Source organism: Helicobacter turcicus, assembly GCF_019711685.1.
GTDB lineage: Bacteria > Campylobacterota > Campylobacteria > Campylobacterales > Helicobacteraceae > Helicobacter_D > Helicobacter_D turcicus.
This window is the reverse complement of the sequence record NZ_JAIGYQ010000021.1, coordinates 1-4227: the sequence shown is the minus strand read 5'-3', so window position 1 is coordinate 4227 and position 4227 is coordinate 1. Positions and strand designations below refer to the sequence as shown.

4 protein-coding genes are annotated in these 4227 nt (G+C 36.5%); all 4 read left to right on the top strand.

What is annotated here, in order from left to right; genetic code table 11:
• The first annotated feature begins 59 nt into the window (after positions 1 to 59).
• Positions 60 to 1523 (top strand): pilus (MSHA type) biogenesis protein MshL, encoded by a 1464-nt coding sequence (mshL, locus tag K4G57_RS08840; RefSeq protein ID WP_221532809.1) that lies wholly within the window; start codon positions 60 to 62, stop codon positions 1521 to 1523.
• On the top strand, positions 1523 to 2143 hold the full coding sequence (locus K4G57_RS08835) for an SH3 domain-containing protein (RefSeq protein ID WP_221532808.1): 621 nt from the start codon (positions 1523 to 1525) through the stop codon (positions 2141 to 2143). The genes mshL and K4G57_RS08835 overlap by 1 nt, the downstream gene beginning before the upstream one ends.
• Positions 2140 to 3546: a GspE/PulE family protein gene (locus K4G57_RS08830; RefSeq protein WP_221532807.1), complete on the top strand. Its 1407-nt coding sequence runs from the start codon at positions 2140 to 2142 to the stop codon at positions 3544 to 3546. The genes K4G57_RS08835 and K4G57_RS08830 overlap by 4 nt, the downstream gene beginning before the upstream one ends.
• The coding region (locus tag K4G57_RS08825) for a type II secretion system F family protein (protein ID WP_221532806.1) at positions 3530 to 4227 on the top strand (698 nt) is incomplete at its 3' end. The genes K4G57_RS08830 and K4G57_RS08825, both read left to right, overlap by 17 nt.

The window sequence follows — 4227 nt, the reverse complement described above, 5'->3', positions numbered from 1 at the left end:
GGTTATGCAAGGAAAAGCCTAAATTTATCAAGAAAAAGTAATAGGTAAGGGAGGATAAGTTGCGGTTTTTAGTGATTTTTCTGTGTTTGTTTGGGGGAGAACTTTTTGCATGTAAGGAACGTGTGTTTAATCTAAGTGTGCAAGAATATGCAGTGAGTGTGCAGGAGATTTTGAGTGAGTTTTCAAATGTATGCCATTTTAGCGTGGTTTGGAATGAAGCAGAAGTGCAATCGCATTTGGGACAAAAATTATCAATAGTCAATATTAGGGATAAAGATTTGGATTTTATCCTAGAATTGCTCTTTAGTGCAGCAAATTTGCATTATGATTTTAGCGGAGATGTATTGCATTTAAGCCTACAAAAAACAAAAACTTTCAAGATAAATTATCTTAGCACAAATCGTCAAGGGATTAGCAACACAGCAGTTTCTATTAATAATGAAGAAAACCAAAGCCCAACAGAGAATCTCCAAGATAGGGTAAGTCAATCTGGAATTGTGATTACAAGCGAAGACGGATTCAATTTTTGGGAACATATTAATGCAGAGATTTTAGCACTTCTTGGAGAGAGTGAAAACAATGGGCAAGTGATTATCAACAAAGGTGCTGGGCTAATTAGCGTAAATGGTGATAAAAAGTCGCTACAAAAGGTAGAATCCTATATTCAAGCCTTGCATACAAGGCTACAAAAACAAGTGCTTATTGATGTGCAAATCCTAAGTGTGCGCCATAGCAATACAAAAACAATGGGGATTAATTGGGATTCCTTATATAATCTACAAAACCTCACAATTCCTCCCTTTAGTGAGGGAGCAAGTTTTGGAGGGAATGGAGTTGTTGGCAATACAAGTGGGTTAAATCTTGTAGGAGGTAGTGGCAAAAATAGTGTGCGCTATGGGCTTAATATTTTTTCAGCGGGGCTTAGCTTAAATCGTATTGTAGAGTTTTTAAAAGGTTATGGGCAAGTGCAATCCATTTCAAACCCTAAGGTGCTAACGCTTAATAATCAACCCGCAATGATTAGCGTAGGCGATATTTTACGTTATAAAAAGAGTAGCATTTATCAAAATACAAATGCCCAAACCACGCTTACAAATACAAACAATGAATACCCAAGCATTTTTGCGGGTGTGCTTTTAGATATTACGCCCTTAGTGTTTGAGGATTCTATTATGTTAAAGGTCAATCCCTCCATAACAAAAACTAAAGATTTGCAGACAAAAATTGCCCCAAACGCCTTTGATACACCTCCAAATCTTACTACTAATCAATTAAGCTCTATTGTTAAGGTTAAAAATAACCAAAAAGTCATTTTAGGAGGACTCATTGCACAAAACCATGCTAAAGAGAACAATAAGATTCCACTCTTAGGAGATATTCCGCTTATTAAGCCCCTCTTCTCTTACGCACAAGATTCTATGACCACTGAAGAAATTGTCTTTATCATCACACCGCGCATTATTAAAGAAGAGGAGGAGCTAAGTCTAGCAAGTTTAGGATACACATTAGCAGGAGAGCAGTAATGTTACGCATTGCTGTGTTTTGTATGGGTTTGGGGGCTTTGGTTTTGATTATGGAATTTTTTTTGAAAGCTTACAAATTAGAAGCAAAACATCTGCAAAGCAAAAGTGCGCAAAAGCCTTGTTTTTATGTGCAAGCAAATGTGCTTAATGTGCGCCAAAACCCAAATATGCAGGCAAAAATTTTGCAAACTCTTCAAAAGGGTGAAAAAGTGTGTATGTATTTTGGTGTAGAAAATGGATTTTTACATATTGCAAATGGCTATGTTGCCACGCAATATTTAAGCTTAAATACTCCACCAAAGCCAAATGTTACAACCCCTTTAGAGCAAACACCAAAAATTCTGCTTACAAGCACGCAAAAAGCACCAAAACAAAGGAGTTTGCATCTTGCACGTCTTGCAATGCATAATCAAGACTACACAACAGCAAAAACACTCGCCTTAGAGATCAATCAAGATAACCCAAAGAATATTGAGAGTTGGGAGATTTTTGCTAAGGCTTTGTATTTGGAGGGAAACAAAAATGAAGCAATCTTAATTTTGCAAAATTTTTTACTGCAAAATTCTAACCATATGCTTTTAGAATTGCTAGAACAGATGCGCAAAGGCGAGAGAATTTGAGGCTAAATAGTGAGCAAATGCGCTATTTTGGAGCAGTGGTTTTAAAAGAGAGTGAGAGGTGTTTGCACATTGCACTCTTAAAGAGCGAGAAAAATCCCCATAAAGACACATTACGGAATCTTTTTCAATCCTTCATACTAGAATTTACAGAGATTACAGAATCCAAATTTTTAATACATTTACAAGAGGCAGAACAAAAAGAAACTCTACAAAATTTGTTAGAAAAAATTCAGCAAGAAATCAAATTAGATTCCAAAGAATATGGCTTACAAGAGGGAAAATCTAGTGTGCAAGAGTTGGTGTATTTCATACTCCAAAGGGCTGTTTTAGAACGTGCAAGTGATGTGCATTTGGAGTTTGATGTGCAAAATATGCGCATTAGATTCCGTATTGATGGGGTTTTAGTGGAGAAATTTTGCCTAGAATCTTGGGTGTTTTTGCCTATGAGTGCTAGTATAAAATTACTAGCACATTTAAATCTCACAGAAGCAAAACTTCCTCAAGATGGACGTTTTGGTTTAGAATTAATAAGCAATAATGGGCTTAAGAGAGGTTTTGATTTTCGTGTTTCTACACTTCCTTTAGTTCAAGGGGAATCTATTGTCATTAGGATTTTAGATAAACATAAAACACTAATGCCCCTAGAGGCTTTAGGCTTTGGAGAGGCAGAGTTAGCACAGATTCAAACTCTAGCTATGCTCCCCTTTGGATTGGTTCTAATCACAGGTCCAACAGGTAGCGGAAAAAGCACAACAATGTATGGAATCTTAAATATTTTAAAGGAGAGAAATTTAAAAATCATCACGCTTGAAGACCCTGTGGAGTATCGCTTAGAGCATATTAATCAAGTTGCAATAAGCAAGGAAGTAGAGTTTGTGAGTGTGTTGCGCAATGTCCTACGTCAAGATCCTGATGTGATAAGCTTAGGCGAAGTGCGTGATAAAGCAAGTCTTCAACTTGCAATTCAAGCAGCATTTACCGGACATTTGGTATTTGCCACATTGCACACAAATGACGCATTAGATTCTATTGTGCGCTTATTAGATATGGGGGTAGAGGCGCATTTTATTACACAGAGTTTAAGCGGAATCCTAGCGCAAAGATTACTTAGAAAGCTGTGTGATTGCAAGGAAAAGATAGATGCAAAATGGATTCCAAAGGGTTGCGCAAAATGCAATTATACAGGCTATTTTGGAAGGATTGCTATTGTTGAAGTGGTGCTCTCTTCTAGGGATTTGGAGCATTTTATAAAAGGGAAAATCTCAAAAATGCAAATGCTAGAAATTTTACAATCTGCTACACAAAATTTCACACTAGAGCAAAAAGCAAGAGTGCTTATAGAGCGTGGCATTACAGATGAATGTGAAGTGTATCGTGTGGTAAAAAATGCGCTTTATTGTTAAATACAAAAGTCAAGGCAAGATTTACACAAAGGTTTTTAGTGCCTCTTCACAAGCACAGCTAGAGCAGAATTTAAAACATGTTGTTGTGCTATCAATCACACCAAAGACAAGCATTTGGGAGTTTCAAAGAAGTGTTAGTCTAAAGGATTTACTAGGTGCATTTTATGCATTAAAGCTTGGGTTAAAAGCGCAGCTACCTTTGCAAATCCTATTAGAAAATATCCAAAACCACTGCAGAAATAAAACACTAAGATTGCGATTCCAAAAGGCATTATTTGCACTAAATTCTGGAAAAAATCTAGCACAGAGCTTTAAGGAAGCGGGTTTTTCGGATTTTATTTGTGCGATGCTACTTGTTGGACAAAAGACAAATCTCTTATTAGAAGTTGTGGAACTTGTGATTTTACGTCTTAAAAACACACAGAAAAATCAAAAAATTTTAACAAAGGTTATGCTCTATCCTAGTGTGGTATTTTTTGTGATGGTTTGCGTATTCTTAGGGATAACACTTTTTGTTTTACCACAATTTGAAGTGCTATTTAGCGGATTAGATACACAATTGCCCTTTGTGAGTTGGAGTCTGCTTTTTATGCGCGAAGTGGCACTTGAGTTTGGGGTGTTGGTTTTGGGGGTTTTTGTTGTTTTTTGTATGGGGTGTTTTGGACTTTATAAAAGGATAGA

Bases quoted from the DNA above. Each gene is read 5' to 3' on its own strand.
- K4G57_RS08835 (WP_221532808.1), top strand. From the start codon at position 1,523: ATGTTACGCATTGCTGTGTTTTGTATGGGTTTGGGGGCTTTGGTTTTG.